Consider the following 19,925-nt stretch of genomic DNA (forward strand, 5'->3'; position numbering starts at 1 on the left):
CGCGGTGGGGCCGTGTGGGTCTGAAATTACGCGGATGTGATTTGAAAAATTATTTCAATCACATAGTCTTAACTTAACAATGCGCCCTGTTCTTGGTCTCAGTCGCCTTCGCCCGGTTCGGGCGAGAAGAATTTTTCATATTTGTCGTCGACGCCCTTATATTCGTCGGCGTCCGCAGGGCTGTCCTTCTTGGTCGTGATGTTCGGCCATTCGGCACTGAACTTGCTGTTCACTTCCAGCCATTTTTCAAGGCCGCTCTCGGTATCGGGCAGAATCGCCTCGGCGGGACATTCGGGTTCGCACACGCCGCAATCGATGCATTCATTGGGGTTGATGACGAGCATATTCTCGCCCTCATAGAAGCAGTCCACGGGGCAAACCTCGACGCAATCCATATATTTGCAGCGGATGCAGGCGTCGGTGACGACATAGGTCATGGGTAAGGGCTCCCTTCGTGGCGGATTGCTGCCGCCCCTTGTTGCGATTCCCCGCCTCCTATGCCGCGTGGCGGCGATGCGTCAATGGTCCGCCGCCAGTTGCGAATCACTCTCATTTCCCCGGGAGGCCGGCGCAGGGGCCAGTCGTTCGTAACAAGCCTGCGCTTCGGGCGCGGGACCGCGGCGTGGCGGCAGGGTCAGGAGGCGGATCACCTCGATGCGTTCGCCGACCGGCAGCACGATCGTCGCGCCGGGATGGACCGCGACCGACGCGCGGCTGACACGGCGGCCGTCGAGACGGATATGGCCCGCCGCGACCATCGCCTGCGCGATGCTGCGCGAGCGCGCGAAGCGCAGATACCAGAGCAGCTTGTCGAGCCGGATGCTGCCTGCTGCGCCGGGGCTCGCCATCAGTCCTTGCGCGCCTCTGCCATTAGCGCGGCCAGCCCGGCGAAGGGGCTGTTCGGCGACGGGCCGCGCCGGACCGGGCGCTCGGGACGGTCGGTTCGTGGTGGCCGCACCCCGGCTTTGCCCTGCTGCTGCCCTTGGGGCCGCTGACCCTTTGCCGTGGTCGGCTTGCCGGTCTTGCCCGGCTTGGCTCGGTGCCGCGCCGGGTGTCCGTCGGTAGAGGGCGCGGCTTTTGCTTCAGGCCGATTGTCGCCCACCTTGTGCTTGCGCCGCTTGCGCTTGTCGGCGGCCTTAAGCCCCGACCAGCGCCAGCGCTGGAGCGCGGGATCGCCGACGCTGCGAAAGCCGAACGCCTGCAGCAGCGCGCGGCGCGCTTCCTCGTCAAGCCCGAGCGATGTGGCGAGCGCCGGGTCGATGACGAAACCGGGCGGCGGCGCGGCCGAAACCCCCTGACCTTCGTCGGCGCCGTCAGAATGGTCGGCATGATGTTCGGCTGCACCCGCGACGGGCTCGGTCGGCGGGTGCGCGGCCTTCAGGCGCGCGGCATGGGCCTGGCGCGCCAGCTTTTCGGCCATGTCGATGCGCAGCCAGCCCGAAGCACAGCGGCGAAAGCCTGCAATGCGCAGCCCGCCGTGGTTGCCGGTCTTCTGCAGCACCGCGCCCTGCGGCGGCAGCGCCGGGATTGGCGCGCTTCCTTGTTGCGCCGCGAGCAGCGCGGCGCGCCAGCGCACCGCTTCGGGCTTGAGCAGCAGGTGATGAAATAGGTCGAGCGACCCGACGGTCAGCCCGAGCCTGCGCAGATAGGGGCGTTCGTCCGCGCTCATCGCGCCCAGTTGCGCCTCGACCTGCGCGCGCGGCGCCATGCCGCCGCCATCGACGAGCGCGGCGAGCAGCGCGCGGACGTGCGGCGGGGTGAAGAGGTCGCCGGCCGCTTCGCCCATCGCGGCCAGCGGCGCGGCGTGGCGCGCGAGCTGTTCGGCGACGAAAATCTGCAGCCGCTCGGCAATCGCCTGCACCTGCTGCGGTTCGAGCCGCCGCAGCGACGGGTCGATCTGGATTGCCGGCTGTACAAGCGTCGGGCCGCGCGCGAGTGTCGCGATCGTCTGGCCGTGCCAGGCGAGCCGGGGCGGGGCGCCGGCTTCGCTGACCAGTTCGATCGCCTTGTCCTCGCCGCTTGCGAGCAGCGCGGCGCGGCGCGCGAGTTCGGCGCGCAGATGCTTCTCGGCGGCGGCGAGCAACAGGCGGTGATCGCTGGCGCGCGCGCCGGGGTCGACCTTGAACTGAAAGCCTTTGAGCGTCCCGATCGCTTCGCCGTCGACGGCGACGGTGCCGTCGGCGCCGACCGCGACCGGCAGCGCGGCGTGGCGCTGCCCCGCATCGCGGATCAGCAGCGCAAGGCGGCGATCAACAAAGCGCTGCGCGAGCGCCGCATGCAGCGCGTCGGACAATCGCGATTCGAGGTCCTGCGTGCGCTCGGTCCATCCGGCGCCGCCTTCGATCCAGTCGCCGCGCTGGGCGATAAAGCATAAGGTGCGGACCGCGGCAATGCGGCTTGCGAGCTGGTCGATATCGCCGTCAACCTGGTCGAGCCGCGCGAGGCGGCGCGCGAACCAGTCGGGGTCGATCATCCCGTTGCCGCTCGTGCGCCACTGCCACAGCTTGAGGACGGTGCGGCTATGATGTTCGGGGCCGAGCTGTTCGAAATCGGGGAGGCCGCACACGTCCCACAGGCGCTGAACCGCAGCGGCTTCGCCAGCGCGTGCACGCACCTCCATGTCGCTCGCCAGATGCTTGAGCACCGCAATATCCACGGCCTCGGGGGCGGGGCGCAGCGCCTTGTGCTCCGGCGGCCGCGCAAGGTCGGCGATCAGCGTGTCGAGCGTATCGAAGCGCGGCGCCGGATTGCGCCAGAACAGGCTGGTCAGCGGCGGGAAATGATGCCCTTCGATCGCGGCGATTTCTTCAGGCGTGAAGCCGCCCTGTGGCTGACCGACAGTGCCGAAACTGCCGTCCTGCTGGTGCCGCCCGGCGCGTCCGGCGATCTGCGCCATTTCCGATATGGTCAGACGGCGGACCCGGCGGCCGTCGAATTTCTGCAGGCTCGCGAAAGCGACATGCTGGACGTCGAGGTTCAGCCCCATGCCGATCGCGTCGGTGGCGACGAGATAGTCGACTTCGCCCGCTTCGAACATCGCGACCTGCGCGTTGCGCGTCTTGGGGCTGAGCGCCCCCATGACCACCGCGGCGCCGCCTGAGAAGCGGCGCAGCATCTCGGCGATCGCATAGACCTCCTCGGCCGAGAAGGCGACGATCGCCGATCGTTTGGGCAGGCGCGACAGCTTCGCGGCGCCGGCATAGCTCAGCGTCGAAAAGCGCGGCCGGCTGATCACCTCGATTTCGGGAACCAGATCGCGCACCAGCCCCTTGATGCTCGCCGAACCAAGGATCATCGTCTCTTCGCGGCCGCGCGCGCGAAGCACGCGGTCGGTGAAGACATGGCCGCGCTCGGGGTCGGCGCCGAGCTGCGCCTCGTCGATGCCGACGAAGGCGACGTCGCGGTCGACCGGCAGCGCCTCCATCGTGCCCAGCACATAGCGCGCTTCGGCGGGCCAGATGCGTTCCTCGCCGGTGACGAGCGCGACCTGCGCCGGCCCTTTGATTGCCACAACCCGGTCATAGACCTCGCGCGCCAGCAGGCGCAGCGGAAAGCCGATCATTCCGCTGGCGTGCGCCGTCAGGCGCTCGACCGCCAAATGGGTTTTGCCGGTGTTGGTGGGGCCAAGGACAGCCTTGACCGGGTGGGAGGAGTGGGACGGCATTTTCTTGGATGCAACGCTGGCACGGGCGGCGCGGCGGCGCAACAGCGGATCGACGAAGGCGGGTCGATCCGGTCGATTTCCCGATTGCGGCACATTATAACCCGCACGCGCCACGACTGGCCGCAAGCCCGCGCGTTCGCGTGGCCGTTAAATTGACTTTAACGGCCTTTGTTTACAGACCTCGGGTCGAAAACATGATCGACGGCCGGGCTTTGGGGGCCCGTCGAGCGGGGATTGCGATTTGTTTCAGCGTCACGAACCCATCGCGGGTATGTCGGGCAATGCCGCGACCCTGTCGATGTCGCAGGCGATTTCGCTGCGCCGTGCTGCCGACGAACCGCCCCGCGCGCTGTCCTGGATCGACGCGCTGCGCGACCGTTTCGCGCATATCGACCTCGTCCCCGACCTTGGCGACAATATCGGATCGGCGGAATGGTGGCGCGGGCTGGCCACGCTCACCTTGCTCTGCGGCACGGCCATATCGACCTTTCCGGGGCTGAAACCGCTCGAGATCGGCGGCGCTCCGGCGCTCGACGCATCGGACTTCAACGAAGCGCGTGCGCAGATGATCGTGCCGATCGCCTATGGCGGCGATACCGGGCGCCATATGGCGGCAACCGACGCGGTGCGCCCGCTGGCCCAGACGCCCGAACGGCCGCAGATCGAACTCACCGCGACACTGGGGCAAGGCGACAGCTTCGCTCGCGTACTCGAACGCTCGGGCGTCGGCAGCCCCGATGCGCAGGCGATCGCCAGCCAGGTCGCGGGCGCCGTCCCGCTGGCCGATATTGCCGCGGGAACGCGCATTGACCTGATCCTCGGCCGCCGCGCCGCGCGCACGATGCCGCGCCCGGTCGATGCGCTTGCCATGCGCGCGCGTTTCGATCTGCGGATCGAGATGGAGCGCATCGACGGCCGGTTGGTGATGCGCCGCATCCCGATCGCGGTCGACAATACGCCGCTGCGCATTCGCGGCCGGGTCGGCGACAGCCTCTATCGCTCGGCGCGCGCCGCCGGCGCGCCGCCCGAGGCGATCCAATCCTATCTGCGCGTGATCAGCCGCCAGATTTCGGTCGGCAGCGATATTCGCTCATCGGACGAATTCGACATCATCCTCGACCATCGCCGCGCCGAAACGGGCGAGAGCGAGACGGGCAAGCTGCTTTACGCCGGGCTGGTGCGCGGCGGAAAGCCGAAGCTGTCGATGATCGAATGGACCGTCGACGGCCGCACCCAATGGTATGAGGCCTCGGGCATCGGGCAGCAGCGCGGCGGCATGATCCGTCCGACGAACGGCCGCATCACCTCGACCTTCGGCATGCGCCGCCATCCGATCCTCGGCTATACGCGCATGCATAGCGGCGTCGATTTCGGGGGCGGCTACGGCGCGCCCATCTATGCGGTCAGCGACGGCGTGGTGACGATCGCGGGGCGGACCGGCGGTTTCGGCAATTATGTGAAGCTGAACCATGGCGCAGGACTTGGCACCGGTTATGGCCATATGAGCCGCATCGCGGTGCGCCCCGGCCAGCGCGTCAATCGCGGTCAGGTCATCGGTTATATCGGGTCGAGCGGCCTGTCGACCGGCCCGCATCTTCACTATGAAGTCTATCGCAACGGCGTCGCGGTGAACCCGCTGTCGGTCAGCTTCGTGACGCGCGCACAGCTCGAAGGCAAGGCGCTCGCCGACTTCCGTGCCCGCATTCGCCAGCTCACCTCGGTCTCGGTCGGCGCCGCGCTGACGCCGGTCGCCGTCCGGCCCGCCGAAGGGCCCAAGCTCGGTTCGCTCGCCGACACCGCATCGAAGCGGGCCGGCGAGGGGATCTGACGGCGGCACCGTCCCGCCCACGGGCAGGGCGCACCGACATCCAATATCCGTTTGCCCGGCGGCCAAGCGCCGCTATGCACAGGGGCATGACTCACGCCGCTTTCCCCGACCTGCGCCTGCGCCGCACCCGCCGAACCGCCTGGAGCCGCGCAATGGTGCGCGAGACGCAGCTGACTTCCGCCAATCTGATCTGGCCGCTATTCGTCTGTCAGGGTGACGGCGTCGAAGAACCGATCACCAGCCTGCCCGGCGTTTCGCGATGGTCAGTCGACCTGCTCGTCGCGCGCGCGCGCGATGCGGTCGATGCAGGCATCCCCTGTCTTGCCCTCTTTCCCTATACGCAGCCCGACCGGCGCAGCGAAGACGGCGCCGAGGCGCTCAATCCCGACAATCTGATGTGCCGCGCAACCGCGGCGATCAAGGACACGCTCGGCGATGCGATCGGCGTGCTGACCGACGTCGCGCTCGATCCCTATACCAGCCACGGGCAGGACGGGCTCATCGACGCGGCGGGCTATGTCCTCAACGATGAAACGGTCGAGGTGCTGGTCGGCCAGGCGCTCAACCAGGCGCGCGCGGGCGCCGACATCATAGCGCCCAGCGACATGATGGACGGACGCATCGGTGCGATCCGCGAAGCGCTGGAGATCGAGGGCTTCGGCCATGTCCAGATCATGAGCTACGCCGCCAAATATGCGTCGGCCTTCTATGGTCCCTTCCGCGATGCGGTGGGGTCGCGCGGGTTGCTGAAGGGCGACAAGAAAACCTATCAGATGGACCCCGCCAACGTCGAAGAGGCGCTGCGCGAGGTCGAACAGGATCTGGCCGAGGGCGCAGACAGCGTGATGGTCAAGCCGGGCCTCCCCTATCTCGACGTGGTGCGCGCGGTGAAGGACGCTTTCGCGGTGCCGGTCTATGCCTATCAGGTGTCGGGCGAATATGCGATGATCGAGGCCGCCGCCGCGGCAGGCGCGGGCGACCGCGACGCGCTCGTCCTCGAAACCCTGCTCGCCTTCCGCCGCGCCGGCGCGTCGGGGGTTCTGAGCTATCACGCACTGCACGCGGCGAGGCTCCTCGCTGCATGATCGAAACCGAGCGACTGGTTTTGCGGTCTTGGCGCGAAAGCGATCTCGCGCCCTTTCAGCAAATTTGCAGCGATCCCGATGTGATGGCAACGCTTGGGCCACCGCTCGACATGGCGGCTACGGCGACGCGGATCGAATGGATGCAGCGGCACGAAAGCGAGCATGGCCATTGCTTCTGGGCGCTCGAACGCCGCGACGATGCGCGGCTGATCGGATGGTGCGGCGTGATCCGCGGCGACATCGATCCGGTGCGGGACAAGCTTGAAATCGGTTGGCGCCTGGCACGCGATTGTTGGGGCGCCGGCTATGCGAGCGAGGCTGCCAAGGCCGCAACGGCGTGGAGTTTCGCCAATCGTGACGATGACGAAATTCGGGCCATCACGTGGGAGGGCAATGGTCGCAGCCGCGCGGTGATGGAGCGGCTCGGTATGGGCTATTGCACCGGGCTCGACTTCGATCATCCCAAGCTCGACGCGGGCGACCGATTGCGCCGCCATGTTACCTATTCGCTTTCTCGCGCAGATTGGCTTCGCGTATGACCGTCGCCGACCGTGGGCCGCGTCGGCTCCTGTTCGTTCTGACCATATTGGTCGGCAGTTTCCTGCTCTTCCTCGTTCAGCCGATGGTCGCACGCATGGTGCTGCCGCGGCTCGGCGGGGCGCCGGCGGTGTGGAACAGCGCGATGCTCGTCTATCAGGCGCTGCTCCTTGGCGGTTATGCCTATGCGCATTGGCTCGGGCGTTTCGCGGTGCGGCGGCAGGCGATGATCCATCTCGGCCTGCTGCTCGTTGCCGCGCTGTGGCTGCCGGTCGGCCTTGCACGGATCGCACCGCCGGCGCCGGGGCAGGAGGCGCTGTGGGTGCCGCTCCTGCTCTTTGCCTCCATCGGACCGGTCTTTTTCGCGGTTTCGGCGCAGGCGCCGTTGATGCAGCGTTGGTTCGCCGCCGATCCGCGCGCCGGCGATCCCTATTTCCTCTATGCGGCTTCGAATCTGGGCAGCTTCGCCGGGCTGATCAGTTATCCCGCGCTCGTCGAACCGCTGCTGCCGCTCGAGAAGCAGAGCATCGGCTGGACGCTGGGCTATGTTCTGCTGTTCATGCTGGTTGCGGCCGCCGCCGCGGCGCGCTGGGGGCGCGGCCCGGAAAGCGCCCAGCCGACTGACACGGCCGGCGACGAAGCCAGGCCGGACTGGCGGCGACAGGTGCATTGGCTGTTGATCGCCGCGGTTCCGTCGGGCCTGATGCTGTCGACGACGACGCATCTTACGACCGATATCGTCGCGATGCCTTTGCTCTGGGTATTGCCGCTCGGGCTGTATCTGTTCAGCTTCGTGATCGCTTTTTCCAGCTGGACGTCGCTGACCAACGTCATCGTCACGATCGCCCCGGCGCTGCTGCTGGTCGTCGGCGGACAGGCGCTGCTCGGAACGGGCGGCGGAACGATGCTCGTCGCGCTGGCGAGCCTCGTCATGCTGTTCGTCGTCGCGACCGCGCTTCACGGCTATCTCTATTTCCTGCGGCCGGGACCGCGGTATCTGACCCTGTTCTATCTGATCATGTCGGCGGGGGGCGTCCTTGGCGGCGCCTTCGCGGCGCTGGTGGCGCCGCTCGTCTTCAACTGGGTCTATGAGCATCCGGTGCTCGTGCTTGCCGCGGCGATGCTTTTGCCGTTGCCTGCATTGCTGCCGTGGGAAAAATGGCTGGGACTGCGCCGCCCGCTACCCGTCGTCGTCGCATTGGTCGCGATTGCCGCCTTCGCATCGTGGAAGCTTGTGGAGACCTGGGACGGGACGCTGCACGGCGCGCATGTCGTCTGGGCGGCGATCATCGTGGCGGTCGGTCTGCTCGTCATTCGCTGGCGCTGGGCCTATGTTGCCGTGCTCTTCCTCTTGATGCTCGGATTCGGGGGCGTCCAGACGCTCGAAAAGGGGCGCGACGGGATGCGGGTGCGCAGCTATTTCGGCATCTACACCGTCACCGACGATCGCTATCATCAGCAGCGGCGGCTCGCGCATGGCACGACGCTGCACGGACTCCAGCGCACGACGCCCGGCCACGAACTCGATCCGACCACCTATTATGGCCATCAGTCGGGGGTCGGCCTGACGCTCGACAGGCTGCCCGAACTCGCCGGGCCCGATGCCGCGGTCGGCATCGTCGGCCTGGGGACGGGAACCTTGTCCTGCTATCGCAAGGCGGGGCAGCACTGGACGATCTTCGAAATCGACCCGGTCATGGCCGATATCGCGCGCGATCCCACCAAATTCACCTTCCTGTCGCGCTGCGCCGCCGATACGCCGATCGTGATCGGCGACGCGCGCCTGCAGATCGCGAAGCTGCCGCCCGCGCGCTTCGATGTGCTGGTCATCGACGCCTTTTCGTCGGACGCAATCCCGCTGCATCTGCTGACGCGCGAGGCGTTTGACGCCTATACGCGCGCGCTGCGCCCCGGCGGCATCCTGCTCGTCCATATCTCGAACCGCTTCTTCGATCTCGAACCCGTGCTCGCCGCCGAGGCGCGAGGCCGCGGGTGGAGCGCGGCGATCCGGCTCGACCCCGGCCCGGAGGATAGCGAGTTCGGTGATCTCACCGGATCGAACTGGGTGGCGCTGACGGCGACGCCTGCCCGCCTTGGCCAGTTGACGCACGGCCTGCGCCCCCGTCAGAATGCCGCCGCGAACGATACCTGGGTCGCGCTGCGTAGCGAGGCGGGGTTCGAGCGCTGGACCGACGATTATGCGTCCACGCTACCGATACTTCTCTGGGGCAATCTGATCGGGAAACATGAATGACCTACACCGACGTCAGCATCATCAGCGTCAACGGCAAGTCGCCGCAGATCGACCCGAGCGCCTTCATTGCGCCGGGTTGCAGGATCATCGGCGACGTGACGATCGGCGCCGATGTCAGCATCTGGTATAATTGCGTGCTGCGCGCCGACGTCAGCCGTATCGTTATCGGCGCGCGGTCGAATATCCAGGACGGCAGCGTCGTGCACTGCGACGGCCCGATGCCGGGCCGCCCCGAAGGCTATCCGACGATCATCGGCGAGGATGTGCTGATCGGTCATATGGCGATGGTGCATGGCTGTACGCTCGCCGACCGCGCCTTCGTCGGATTGAAGGCGACGGTGATGAACGGCTGCCGCATCGGCAGCGACGCGATGCTCGCGGCGGGCGCGCTGCTGACCGAGAATAAAGAGATTCCCGACCGCGAACTATGGGCCGGGTCGCCCGCGCGCCGGGTGCGCGAAATCGGCGACGCGCAGGCGGCGGGAATGCAGATGGGCGTTGCCCACTATGTCCTCAACGGACGGATGCACAAGGCGGCGATCGACGGCTGAATCTTCCCTCCTCCCGATTGCGGGGGGGAGGGAGAAGTTAATCTTCTTCCGGAACCGCCAGCCCGTTCTTCAGCATCACCGGCACCTGCGTCAGCGTGAAGAGGAAGGACAGGGCGGTCACGCCCCAGACCTTGATCGTCAGCCAAGTATCGAAACTCATCCGCCCGGCTTCGATGAGCACGTACATCACATGGTTTGCGATGCCGAGCGCGGCGAAGAACAGGCCCCAGTTGCGCGACAGCAGCAGCCAGCCGCGTTCGGTCATCCCGTCGAGCGCCGACTGGAGCAGATATTTGAGCATCGGTTTCTTGAACCACCAGCCGCCGAGCAGCATCAGCGCGAAGACGGCATAGATGATCGTCGGCTTCATCACGATGAATTTGGGATCGTGGAGATAGACGGTCAGCGCGCCGAACCCGATGACGAGGATACCCGACATCCACAGCATCGGCGAAATCCGCCCGAGCTTCCATTTCGAGATGCCCATCGCAACGAGGATCGCGACCATGAAGGCGATCGTGCCCTTGATCGCGCCCGCAGTCGCCGCGAAGGCGCCCTGGCCGCCGGCGGTGAACTTGTAGGTCAGGAAAAACACCAGCAGCGGCCCGAAATCGATCGCGAAGTTCAGCCAGCCATGCTTGGCGGGCGGCGCGGCGGGGACGGCTTCGGGGCCGCCGGGTAGCTGGTCGAGCGGTTCGCTCATCGGATATTTCCTGCAATGATGCCCGCGATCTCGTCGGGGTCGAAGGGGCGCAGATCGTCGATCGTTTCGCCGATGCCGATCGCGTGGATGGGCAGGCCATGGCGTTCGGCCGCGGCGACGAGGACGCCGCCGCGCGCGGTGCCGTCTAGCTTGGTCATCACGAGCCCGGTCACGCCCGCCACGTCACGGAACACGTCGATCTGCGATAGCGCATTCTGCCCGGTGGTCGCGTCGAGAACGAGCACGACGTCGTGCGGTGCTGCGGGGTTGAGGCGGCCGAGCACGCGCTTGATCTTGGCAAGCTCGTCCATCAGTTCGCGCTTGTTCTGAAGCCGCCCGGCGGTGTCGACGATCAGCACGTCGATGCCCGTCGCGGTCGCCTGCTTGACCGCATCGAACACGATGCCCGCCGCATCGCCGCCTTCGGGTCCGGTGACGATCGGCACGCCCAGCCGTTCGGCCCACACCTTGAGCTGGCCGATCGCGGCAGCGCGGAAGGTGTCGCCGGCGACCAGCATCACGCCATAATCCTGTTCCTGGAACAGATGCGCGAGCTTCGCGATGGTCGTGGTCTTGCCCGACCCGTTGACCCCGATCACCAAAATGACCTGGGGGCGCGGGAAAGCATCGATTTCCAGCGGCTCGGCGACCGGACGCAGCACCGCCGCAATCTCCTCGGCCACGACCCGGCGCAATTCGTCGGTGCCGTTAGCGGCAATGTCGCGGCGTTCGGACAGGCGGTCGCGGATACGCGCCGCCATGCCGGGGCCAAGGTCGGCGGTAATCAGCGCTTCCTCGATTCGGTCGAGGTCGTCTTCGTCGAGGCGCGACTTGCCCGTCAGCCCGGCCAGATTTTCGCCAAGCCGTTCCGACGTGCGCCGAAAGCCGCCGAGCAGCCGCTCGCTCCAGCTCGGTCCGCTCATCCCGATATCCTTTCCGCAGTCATTCTGTCGCCGTCGCGTGCGCCCGCACGGACCGGCACGATGGCGCCCGGCTCGGCGGGCGTGGCCAATATCAGCGCGGCGAAATTTTCGGCATGGCCGGTTCGGCCGTCGCGCTCGACCAGCATGGTTGTTGTCGATCCCGTCAGTCGGTCCAGCCAGGCATGACGCCGCCGCGCATTGGCCTCGCGCAGCCGCGCCGCCCGGTCGCGCGCCGCGCTGCGTCCGACCTGCGGCATTCGCGCCGCGGGCGTCCCGCTGCGCGCGCTGTAAGGAAAGATGTGACCGAAAACGATGTCGCAATCGTCGATCAGCGCCAGGCTGTTCGCGAACATGGCGGCATCCTCGGTCGGAAAACCGGCGATCAGGTCGGCGCCGATCGCGATTTCCGGGCGCGCGGCCTTCAGCCTTTCGACCAGCCGCACCGCGTCGGCGCGGCGGTGGCGGCGCTTCATGCGCGTCAGCACCATGTCGTCGCCCGCCTGCAGCGAGAGATGAACGTGCGGCATGATCCGCGCATCCTGCGTCAGCAGCGCGAACAGCGCATCGTCTATGCGGTCCGGATCGAGCGACGAAAGCCGGAGGCGTTCGAGGGGCAGGCGCAGCAAGGCTTCGACGAGCGCAGCAAGGCTGGTGCCGCTGTCGTCGCCATAGCTGGCAAGATCGACCCCGGTCAGCACGATCTCGCGCTGGCCGCGGTCTATCGCCGTTCGGGCCGCCGTCAGGATCGAACCGACCGTGGCCGAGCGGGCGGTTCCCCGTGCCAGCACCGTCGCGCAGAAAGTGCAGCTATGCGAACAGCCCGTCTGGACGCCCAGGAAAGCGCGGGCGTGGTCAGCGCCGGAAAGAGCAGGCAGGTAGGGGAGGGAAGAACGGCCCTTCGGCAGGCTCAGGGCGAAGGGTGGAGGAGGAGCTGCGTCATCCATCTCCGCTCGTGCCGAGCTTGACGAAGCAATATTTTCGACTTGGTAGCTTGCCGTTAGTCCCTTCGCATCGTTGGCGACCACCCGCGCACCCATATCGGCAAAGCGCTCGGCCTCCAGTTCGGCGGCGCAGCCGGTAACGACCACCGCGGTGTCAGGGCGCTCGCGCAGCGCGCGGCGCACGGCCTGGCGAGCTTGGCGCACCGCTTCGTCGGTCACCGCGCAGCTGTTGAACACGATCGTGTCGGGCGCTGCGGCGCGCGTTGCGGCGGCGCGGATCGCTTCGCCTTCGGCCAGATTCAGCCGGCACCCGAAATTGACGACCTCGACCCGGCCGGCTTCGGCAACGCTCATCCGAATTGCGCCCAGTCGGTCTCGCCCTCGAACACGCGGGTCGCCGCGCCGCTCATCACGATCGGCTCGCCGGGCGACCAACGGATCACCAGATCGCCGCCGGGAAGCGACACGGTGACGGGCGATTTGACGATGCCGGCGCGGATGGCGGCGACCGCGGTCGCGCACGCGCCCGTGCCGCACGCCTGCGTCAGCCCGACGCCGCGTTCCCAGACGCGAAGCTGGAGCTGATTTTCGCCGTCGAGGCTCGCGACATTGACGTTGACCCGCTCGGGAAACAGGGGGTCGGTCTCGATCCGCGGGCCGAGGTCGCCCAGTGCGACTGCATCGGCTTCGGGGACGAAGAAGATGATGTGCGGATTGCCGACATTGACCGCCGCGCCATGTTCCAGTTCGTCCCACGCGACGGGCATGTCGCGGGTGTCCATCGGCATGGCGAGCGGAATATGCTCCCAATCGAAGACGGGTTCACCCAGCACGACTTCGGCGCCGCCGTCGGCGGGGGTCACGCGCAGCATCCCGCCCAGCGTTTCGATGACCGCGGGCTTGCCGATCAGCGTGGCGACGCAGCGCGTCGCGTTGCCGCACGCCTCGACCTCGCTGCCGTCGGCGTTGAATATCCGCATTTTGACGTCGGCCTTCGACGACGGTTCGAGCAGGATCAGCTGGTCGCAGCCGATGCCGTGGCGGCGATCGGCAATCGCATGCGCCCGCGCCGGCGTCATCTCGACGCTGTTCGCGCGCGCATCGATCACGACAAAGTCGTTGCCGAGGCCGTGCATCTTGGTGAAGCGGTCCGCCATAGTCCGCGCATGTAAGGGCGCCGACGGGCGAAGTCTAGCGATGTGGCGGCGTCAGGCCGTCTTGCGCAGCACTTCCTCGTCGCCGGCGGGCGGTGGCGTTTGTGGCAGCGCGGGCGCGCGGAGAAGGCCGCGGTCGGCAAGCATGCGCGCCGTGTCGTCGGCCGATGCGGCGCGGCCGTAGAACCAGCCCTGACCCTTCGCGCAGCCGAGCCGCGTCAGTTCGGTGGCGGTTGCTTCGTCTTCGACGCCCTCGGCAGTGATCGGCATGGCCAGGCTTTCGCCGAGGCGGACAATTGCCACGACAATCGCCTGCGCATCGGGGCTGCCCCGCATCGCGGCGACGAAGCTGCGGTCGATCTTGATGCGGTCGAAGGGCAGCGCGCGCAGGTGCGACAAGGAACTATAGCCGGTGCCGAAATCGTCGAGGCTGAGCGAAACGCCCTGATTCTTGAGGCTGGTGACGATCGAGCGGACCAGCGGCAGATTTTCGAACAGCGAGCTTTCGGTGATCTCGACCTCGAGCTGGCTGGCGGGGTAGCCCGTTTCGACCAGCAGCTTGGTGAGCTTCTGGCTGAACCAGGGATCCTTGAGCTGTTGCGGAGAAATATTGACCGCGAGAATGATCGACGGATCCCAGCCTTTGGCGATTTCCATCGCGCGGCGAATGACCAGCAGGGACAATTCGCCGATCAGCCCGCTTTCCTCGGCGATTGGAATGAAGCGTTCGGGCGGGATCATGCCATATTCGGGCGAATCCCAGCGCATCAGCATTTCGAAGCCGACAAGGCGGCCGGTCGCGATGTCGACCTGCGGCTCGAAAAAGGGAATGAACTCGCCGCGCGGCATGCCTTCGCGGATGCCGTTTTCGATCTGGTTGCGGACCTGGACCGCCATTTCCATGCCCTGCTCGAACCAGCAATAGCGGTTCCGGCCCTCGTCCTTGCAGTGATACATGGCGATGTCCGCCTGGCGGATCATCGTCTCCATCGTCATGCTGGCATCATTGGCAAGTGCGATGCCGAGCGAGGCGCCGATGCGGATATGCTGCGCATCATGGGCGACCGAATCCTCGAGCGACGAAACCAGTGCCGCGGCGAGCGCGTCGATGTTGGCGCGCGCGGCGGGCTCGAACGGAATCATCGCGACGAATTCGTCGCCGCCGAGCCGCGCTTTGGTCGCATTGGGCGGCAGGATGGCGGTGATCCGCTCGGCCGCGACCTGCAGCACACGGTCGCCCGCGGCATGGCCGTGAATATCGTTGACCGTCTTGAAATGGTCGAGGTCGAGCAGGAACAGGGCGACATTGCGCTTTTCGGCCGCGGCGCTGGCGATGAGCTGCTGCCCCGCAACGATCAGCGCGCGGCGGTTCAGAAATCCGGTCAGCGGATCGGTGTCGGCCAGATAGCGCGCGCGCTGTTCGGCCTCGGTGCGCTCGCGAATCTCGCGGTTGAGGTCTTCGTAGCGGCGCCAGCCGAACAGGATCAGCGCGACATTCAGGATCAGCGCCGCCGACAAGACCTTGTCCGGCCCGCCGCCGATGCCGATCAGCGTCTGCACCACCGCCTGCATCACATTGCCGCCGGTGCCGACGAACATCACTATCGCGGCGACGACGATTCCCCCTGCGATCATGTCGCGTCGGGCGTCCTCGCTACGGTTTCGCGGCTTCATCGTCGAATTCATGCTATAGTCCCCACCATTCCCTCGCATATGCCGGCAAAGCGGTGAAATTTGCGTTAAGTGGGGCTTGGTGGCGATCGCGAAGCCAGCGGGCGGTCCGACTTGCCTTTGCGGGCGATCTCGCCTAGGGAGCCGCTGTCCGCCTATTGGATTCGGGTGGGCATATCGACATCCGCGACGGAATTTCTGTCCACGGATAGCCGCTGGTTGGCGAGGTTTCGCTCACCGGCGTCTTTTGCGTTGCGGATCGAGAGAAGGATTTGGAAGCGCATGTTCGACAGTCTGAGCAATCGGCTAGGCGATGTATTCGGGAAGCTCCGCGGCCGCGGTGCGCTGACCGAGGCCGACGTGCGCGCGGCGATGCGCGAAGTGCGCATCGCACTGCTCGAAGCCGACGTCGCGCTGCCCGTGGTGCGCAGCTTCGTCGACCAGGTCACCGAACTTGCGGTCGGTCAGAATGTCCTGCGCTCGGTCACGCCGGGGCAGCAGGTCGTCAAGATCGTCAGCGACGCGCTGACCGAAATGCTCGGCTCCGAAGCTGCTGAACTTGACCTTGCCGTCACGCCGCCCGCCGTTGTCATGATGGTCGGCCTTCAGGGGTCGGGCAAGACGACGACGACCGCGAAGATCGCGAAGCGGCTGAAGGACAAGGAGCGCAAGAAGGTGCTGATGGCGTCGCTCGACGTCAATCGTCCCGCCGCGCAGGAACAGCTCGCCGTCCTCGGTAGACAGATCGACGTCGCGACCTTGCCGATCATCGCCGGGCAGCAGCCGGTCGAGATTGCGCAGCGCGCCATGCAGGCGGCCAAGCTTCAGGGCTTCGACGTGCTGATGCTCGATACTGCGGGCCGCCTCCACGTCGATCAGCAATTGATGGACGAAATGCAGGCGGTGTCGCGCACGGCGAATCCGGCCGAAACGCTGCTTGTCGTCGACAGCCTGACCGGTCAGGACGCGGTGCAGGTCGCGCAGCGCTTCACCGAACAGGTGCCGCTGACCGGCGTCGTGCTCACCCGCATGGATGGCGATGCGCGCGGCGGCGCCGCGCTGTCGATGCGCGCCGTCACCGGCAAGCCGATCAAATTCGCCGGCACCGGCGAAAAGCTTGACGGCCTTGAAGTCTTCCAGCCCTCGCGCATCGCGGGCCGCATCCTCGGCATGGGCGACGTCGTCAGCCTCGTCGAACGCGCCGCCGAGACGATTCAGGCCGAAGAGGCCGAGGCGATGGCCAAGAAGATGGCGAAGGGTCAGTTCGACCTCGACGATCTTCGCACGCAATTGAACCAGATGCGCCGCATGGGCGGGCTGGGTGCGCTGGCGGGCATGATCCCCGGCCTCAAAAAAGCACAGGCGGCGATGGCGCAGAGCGGCACCGACGACAAGGTGCTCGTCCATTTCGACGCGATCATGGGCTCGATGACGCCAAAGGAACGCGCGAAACCCGAAATCATCAATGCGAAGCGCAAGATCCGCATTGCCAACGGGTCGGGTACCACGGTGCAGCAGGTGAACAAGGTGCTGAAAATGCATCAGGAAATGTCCACCGCGATGAAGAAGATTCGCAAGATGGGCGGCCTCAAGGGCCTTGGCGCTCTCCTCGGCCGCGGCGGCGGTATCCCCGGAATGGGCGGCGGCGGAATGGGCGGCGGCGGCGGTGCCGGCGGACTGCCCGGCCTTGGCGGTGCCGGACTTCCGCCCGATCTCGCCAATCTGCTGAACAAGAAGAAATAACCCTTAAAAATCAAAGTCAAAGTTAGCAAGTCAGAAGGAAAATATCATGGCTACCACCATTCGCCTTTCGCGCGGCGGTTCGAAAAAGCGCCCCTATTACAAGATCGTCGTTGCCGATTCGCGCAGCCCGCGCGACGGCCGTTTCATCGAACGCATCGGCAGCTACAACCCGCTGCTCGGCAAGGATAATCCGGACCGCGTCAAGCTCGACGCCGAACGTGCGAAGCATTGGGTTTCGGTTGGCGCGCAGCCGACCGACCGCGTCGCCCGCTTCCTCGACGCCGCAGGCGTGAAGGAACGTTCGGCCCGCAACAACCCGAACAAGGCTGTCCCGGGTGAAAAGGCCAAGGAACGCGCCGAAGAAAAGGCCGCGAAGCTGGCCGAGGCCGAAGAAGCTGCGGCGGCCGCCGCTGCGGCTCCGGCTCCGGCCGAAGAAGCGGCTCCCGAAGCGGCTGAATCGGATGCGACCGGCTCGGTGAAGAGCGAAGAAACCGCCGAAGCGGTTGCCGACGCAGTTGCCGAGGAAGTTCCGGCCGACGCGAGCGCCGACGACGCGGCTGCGATCGCCGAAGAAGTTGCCGAAGGCGGCCCCGTCGCCGAAGCCGGCGAAGAAAAGGCCGAAGGCTAAACCCTTGGCCGCCGCCGATCGTCCCGTCACCCTGGCCGCCATTGCCGGCGCGCACGGGGTCCGGGGCGAGGTGCGGCTCAAATTGTTCGGTGAAGGCGCGGAGGCTCTCCGCGCCTTTTCCGTTTTCGACGCCGGCGCCCGCAAGCTGACGCTGAAATCGATACGCCCCGCCAATCAGGGCGCGGTGGCAAGCTTTGCCGAAATCGCCGATCGCAGCGCCGCCGAAGCGCTGCGCGGCACGGTGCTGACAGTCCCGCGCTCGGCGCTGCCGTCGCTCGCGCCGGGGGAATATTATCATCACGATCTGATCGGCCTGCCCTGCGTTTCGACCGACGGCGAGGCTGTCGGCCATGTCGTGGCGGTCGAGAATTTCGGCGCCGGCGACATATTGGAAATCGAACGTCCGGCCGAAGCGGGACACAAGCCGAAGCGCTTCATGGTGCCGATGACCGCGCAGGCGGTTCCTGCCTGGAACCCCGAGGGCGTGACCGTGGCGGCGGCCTTCGTCGAATAGGTGTCGGCGCAAAGACTTGGCGTTCGCTGCCGGGGCGTCTAGCCTGACCCCCCGCCAACCAGAGAGAGGTCCGCAGAGAGATCCATGTTCGCTCCCCTGATCCTGTCGCTCGTCCTTGCGGTACAGTCGGTTCCAGCCCAGACCACGCAGTTGCCCCCGCCGCCGCCGCCCGTTCCCACGGCCGTGACGCCCCCGGTCGAAGTCGCGGCGCCCGATACGCGGCCTTATGTCGCGCTCAAGACCGACGCGGGCACGATCGTCGTTCGGCTGGAGGACAAGCGGGCGCCGATCACCAGCGCCAATTTCCTCCGCTATGTCGACAGCAAGCGGATGGACGGTTTCAAATTCTATCGCACCACGCGCAGCTGGGGCGAGGGAAACAAGCTGATTCAGGCGGGCAACCGCGGCGACCCGCGGACCAACTTCCCACCCATCGCGCATGAGCCGACAACGAAAACCGGCCTTACCAATTGCGATGGTGCGCTGGTGATGGCGCATTTGCGCCCGGGCGATGCGACGACCGATTTCTTTTTGCTGCTGTCCGGCATCAAGGGCTTCGACGCCGACGCGCCCGGCGGGGATGGGGCGGGTTTCGCGGTATTCGGCGAGATTGCTTCGGGGCGCGACGTCGCCGAAAAAATCTTCGCGATGCCGGTTTCCGAGACCGCGGGCGAGGGCGTGATGCGCGGCCAGATCCTCGATCCGGCCGTGACCATCCTGTCGGCGCGCCGCGTTCCGGCGCCTGCCGATGCACCCAAAGGCTGTGTGGTGAAGGCGCCCCCGGTTCCGGCGCCGTGACGCCCCCGGGCGCCGCCGGACGATTTGGTTCGCGATGCCGACGAAAGACATGATCATTTATTTTGCGTTCATCTGCGCTGTGGCTATACCGCGCCCATGACTCAGCGCCCTTCCTCTCGCGCCGCCGTGCGCCTGATCGCCGCCGCCCTCGTGATTTCGCCGCTACTCGCGGCCTGCGCCGGCGGGGGTGGGGTCAAGAAGGACACGCGCTACGTCGCGCGTGACGTGAATACGCTCTATCGCGCCGCGCAGGATCGTCTCGACCGCGGCCAGTACAAGATTGCCGCGGCGCTGTTCGACGAGGTCGAGCGTCAGCACCCCTATTCGCCCTGGGCGCGCCGCGCGCAGCTGATGAGCGCCTTTTCCTATTATATGGACCGCGAATATACGCCGTCGATCGAATCGGCGCAGCGTTTCCTGTCGATCCACCCCGGCAACAAGGATGCGCCTTACGCCTATTATCTGATCGCGCTCAGCTATTATGAGCAGATCAGCGACGTGACCCGCGACCAGAAGATCACGCAGCAGGCGCAGGCCGCGCTGGGCGAGATTGTGCGCCGCTATCCCGATAGCCGCTACGCCGCCGATGCGCGGTTGAAGCTTGACCTTGTCCGCGACCATCTGGCGGGCAAGGAGATGGAAATCGGCCGCTTTTACGAGCGCAGCTCGAACTGGCTCGCGGCCTCGATCCGCTTCCGCGAAGTCGTCGACAAATATCAGACCACCAGCCACGCCCCCGAGGCGCTGTTCCGGCTGACCGAATGCTATCTCGCGCTCGGCGTTCCCGAAGAGGCGAAGAAGTCGGCGGCCGTCCTCGGCGCCAATTATCCCGGCAGCAAATGGTACGAACGCGCGTACAAGCTGATGGAAAAGCACGCGCCCAGCGCCTGATGCATCGCGCGATAGATTCGCGCTTTGTTCTATTGTAAGG

General features: G+C 66.4%; 18 protein-coding genes. 10 read left to right on the forward strand and 8 right to left on the reverse strand.

Annotation, left to right across the window (positions count from 1 at the left end; genetic code table 11):
* Positions 1-98 precede the first annotated feature (98 nt).
* The 3 genes from fdxA to ACT17R_RS10210 all read right to left on the reverse strand — a co-directional run bounded on the left by fdxA (position 99) and on the right by ACT17R_RS10210 (position 3,664).
* Positions 99-437 carry a ferredoxin FdxA gene (gene fdxA / locus ACT17R_RS10200; protein ID WP_003043060.1) on the reverse strand — a complete coding sequence of 113 codons (339 nt, stop codon included), beginning with the start codon at positions 435-437 and terminating at the stop codon, positions 99-101.
* Positions 438-518: 81 nt separating this feature from the next.
* The gene (locus ACT17R_RS10205) at positions 519-848 is read right to left on the reverse strand and encodes an RNA-binding S4 domain-containing protein (RefSeq protein ID WP_062901092.1); all 330 of its coding nucleotides are present in this window, start codon (positions 846-848) and stop codon (positions 519-521) included.
* Positions 848-3,664, reverse strand: coding sequence for a helicase-related protein (locus ACT17R_RS10210; protein WP_444809362.1), 2,817 nt, complete (start codon positions 3,662-3,664; stop codon positions 848-850). The genes ACT17R_RS10205 and ACT17R_RS10210 overlap by 1 nt, the downstream gene beginning before the upstream one ends.
* A 271-nt stretch (positions 3,665-3,935) precedes the next feature.
* Here ACT17R_RS10210 and ACT17R_RS10215 point away from each other — a divergent pair, with 271 nt between their 5' ends.
* The 5 genes from ACT17R_RS10215 to ACT17R_RS10235 all read left to right on the forward strand — a co-directional run bounded on the left by ACT17R_RS10215 (position 3,936) and on the right by ACT17R_RS10235 (position 9,919).
* Positions 3,936-5,492 carry a M23 family metallopeptidase gene (locus tag ACT17R_RS10215; protein ID WP_444809363.1) on the forward strand — a complete coding sequence of 519 codons (1,557 nt, stop codon included), beginning with the start codon at positions 3,936-3,938 and terminating at the stop codon, positions 5,490-5,492.
* 86 nt (positions 5,493-5,578) lie between these two features.
* On the forward strand, positions 5,579-6,577 hold the full coding sequence (hemB, locus tag ACT17R_RS10220; RefSeq protein WP_217373066.1) for a porphobilinogen synthase: 999 nt from the start codon (positions 5,579-5,581) through the stop codon (positions 6,575-6,577).
* A complete protein-coding gene (locus ACT17R_RS10225; RefSeq protein WP_217373067.1) occupies positions 6,574-7,116 on the forward strand; it encodes a GNAT family N-acetyltransferase in 543 nt (180 codons plus the stop codon). Before hemB ends, ACT17R_RS10225 begins: the two co-directional genes overlap by 4 nt.
* Positions 7,113-9,368, forward strand: coding sequence for a spermidine synthase (locus ACT17R_RS10230; RefSeq protein ID WP_444809364.1), 2,256 nt, complete (start codon positions 7,113-7,115; stop codon positions 9,366-9,368). The genes ACT17R_RS10225 and ACT17R_RS10230 overlap by 4 nt, the downstream gene beginning before the upstream one ends.
* Positions 9,365-9,919 (forward strand): gamma carbonic anhydrase family protein, encoded by a 555-nt coding sequence (locus ACT17R_RS10235; protein ID WP_234179161.1) that lies wholly within the window; start codon positions 9,365-9,367, stop codon positions 9,917-9,919. Before ACT17R_RS10230 ends, ACT17R_RS10235 begins: the two co-directional genes overlap by 4 nt.
* A 37-nt stretch (positions 9,920-9,956) precedes the next feature.
* Here ACT17R_RS10235 and ACT17R_RS10240 read toward each other — a convergent pair whose 3' ends face one another.
* The 5 genes from ACT17R_RS10240 to ACT17R_RS10260 are packed head-to-tail and all read right to left on the reverse strand — an operon-like array spanning position 9,957 to position 15,326.
* Positions 9,957-10,622 (reverse strand): inner membrane-spanning protein YciB, encoded by a 666-nt coding sequence (locus ACT17R_RS10240; protein ID WP_082819833.1) that lies wholly within the window; start codon positions 10,620-10,622, stop codon positions 9,957-9,959.
* Positions 10,619-11,545: a signal recognition particle-docking protein FtsY gene (gene ftsY / locus ACT17R_RS10245; protein ID WP_062764286.1), complete on the reverse strand. Its 927-nt coding sequence runs from the start codon at positions 11,543-11,545 to the stop codon at positions 10,619-10,621. The genes ACT17R_RS10240 and ftsY overlap by 4 nt, the downstream gene beginning before the upstream one ends.
* Positions 11,542-12,840 (reverse strand): MiaB/RimO family radical SAM methylthiotransferase, encoded by a 1,299-nt coding sequence (locus tag ACT17R_RS10250; RefSeq protein ID WP_186401217.1) that lies wholly within the window; start codon positions 12,838-12,840, stop codon positions 11,542-11,544. The genes ftsY and ACT17R_RS10250 overlap by 4 nt, the downstream gene beginning before the upstream one ends.
* A complete protein-coding gene (gene dapF / locus ACT17R_RS10255; RefSeq protein ID WP_003043039.1) occupies positions 12,837-13,643 on the reverse strand; it encodes a diaminopimelate epimerase in 807 nt (268 codons plus the stop codon). Before dapF ends, ACT17R_RS10250 begins: the two co-directional genes overlap by 4 nt.
* A gap of 51 nt (positions 13,644-13,694) precedes the next feature.
* Positions 13,695-15,326, reverse strand: coding sequence for a putative bifunctional diguanylate cyclase/phosphodiesterase (locus tag ACT17R_RS10260; RefSeq protein WP_217373071.1), 1,632 nt, complete (start codon positions 15,324-15,326; stop codon positions 13,695-13,697).
* 267 nt (positions 15,327-15,593) lie between these two features.
* On the opposite strand from ACT17R_RS10260, the gene ffh reads away from it, so the two are divergent.
* The 5 genes from ffh to ACT17R_RS10285 all read left to right on the forward strand — a co-directional run bounded on the left by ffh (position 15,594) and on the right by ACT17R_RS10285 (position 19,885).
* Positions 15,594-17,054, forward strand: coding sequence for a signal recognition particle protein (gene ffh / locus ACT17R_RS10265; protein WP_444809365.1), 1,461 nt, complete (start codon positions 15,594-15,596; stop codon positions 17,052-17,054).
* A gap of 46 nt (positions 17,055-17,100) precedes the next feature.
* Positions 17,101-17,682, forward strand: coding sequence for a 30S ribosomal protein S16 (gene rpsP, locus ACT17R_RS10270; RefSeq protein WP_003043030.1), 582 nt, complete (start codon positions 17,101-17,103; stop codon positions 17,680-17,682).
* A 4-nt stretch (positions 17,683-17,686) separates the two neighbouring features.
* Positions 17,687-18,196: a ribosome maturation factor RimM gene (gene rimM / locus ACT17R_RS10275; protein ID WP_062901084.1), complete on the forward strand. Its 510-nt coding sequence runs from the start codon at positions 17,687-17,689 to the stop codon at positions 18,194-18,196.
* 84 nt (positions 18,197-18,280) lie between these two features.
* Positions 18,281-18,994, forward strand: coding sequence for a peptidylprolyl isomerase (locus tag ACT17R_RS10280; RefSeq protein ID WP_217373072.1), 714 nt, complete (start codon positions 18,281-18,283; stop codon positions 18,992-18,994).
* 96 nt (positions 18,995-19,090) lie between these two features.
* On the forward strand, positions 19,091-19,885 hold the full coding sequence (locus ACT17R_RS10285; protein ID WP_040589805.1) for an outer membrane protein assembly factor BamD: 795 nt from the start codon (positions 19,091-19,093) through the stop codon (positions 19,883-19,885).
* The last annotated feature ends 40 nt before the right edge of the window (positions 19,886-19,925 follow it).

Origin of the sequence: Sphingopyxis sp. Q841 (assembly GCF_052384365.1) — a bacterium.
GTDB lineage: Bacteria > Pseudomonadota > Alphaproteobacteria > Sphingomonadales > Sphingomonadaceae > Sphingopyxis > Sphingopyxis terrae_A.